The 806-nt window shown below is 42.8% G+C and carries 1 protein-coding gene; it reads right to left on the bottom strand.

The window, feature by feature from the left end; all coding sequences use genetic code 11:
- On the bottom strand, positions 1-806 hold an 806-nt coding region (locus V1468_RS16420; RefSeq protein ID WP_456300857.1), incomplete at both ends, for an HYR-like domain-containing protein.

Genomic DNA, 806 nt, shown 5'->3' with positions numbered 1-806 from the left:
TCAACCGTTAGATCTGTAGGCAGTGTTTCGTTAAAGGTTGGTGCCGTTGTATCTTGAACAGTTATAGTTTGCGTATGAACAGTTTCATTACCACAAGCATCCGTAGCTGTCCAAACTCTAGTTAATGTGTACTCATTATCACAAGTACCAGCCGTCGTGGTTTCTTCAAAAGTTACCGTTGCATCACCACAATTGTCATTAGCAGTTAACGTTTCAGCTGTAGGCACAGCATCACATTCAACAGTTACATCCGCAGGCAGCGCTTCATTAAATGTTGGTGCTGTCGTATCCTGAACAGTAATCACCTGAGTATGTACAGTGTCATTACCACAGGCATCAGAGGCTGTCCAAGTACGTGTTAATGTATAGTCATTATCACAAGTACCAGCAGTAGTAGCTTCATCAAAAGATACCGTAGCATCACCACAGTTGTCATTAGCAGTTAAGGTTTCAGCAGTAGGAACTGCATCACACTCAACCGTTAGATCTGTAGGCAGTGTTTCGTTAAAGGTTGGTGCCGTTGTATCTTGAACAGTTATAGTTTGCGTATGAATTGTTTCATTACCACAAGCATCCGTAGCTGTCCAAGTACGTGTTAATGTATAGTCATTATCACAAGTACCAGCAGTAGTGGTTTCCTCAAAAGTTACCGTAGCATCACCACAGTTGTCATTCGCTGTTAAGGTATCAGCTGTAGGAACAGCATCACACTCAACAGTTACATCCGCAGGAAGTGCTTCGTTAAAGGTTGGTGCCGTCGTATCCTGAACTGTGATTACCTGAGTATGCACAGTGTCATTACCACA

The sequence above is a fragment of the Winogradskyella poriferorum genome (assembly GCF_036553625.1).
Taxonomy (GTDB): domain Bacteria; phylum Bacteroidota; class Bacteroidia; order Flavobacteriales; family Flavobacteriaceae; genus Winogradskyella; species Winogradskyella poriferorum.
The sequence above is the reverse complement of the archived record's forward strand: the minus strand, read 5'-3'. Positions and strand labels throughout refer to the sequence as shown.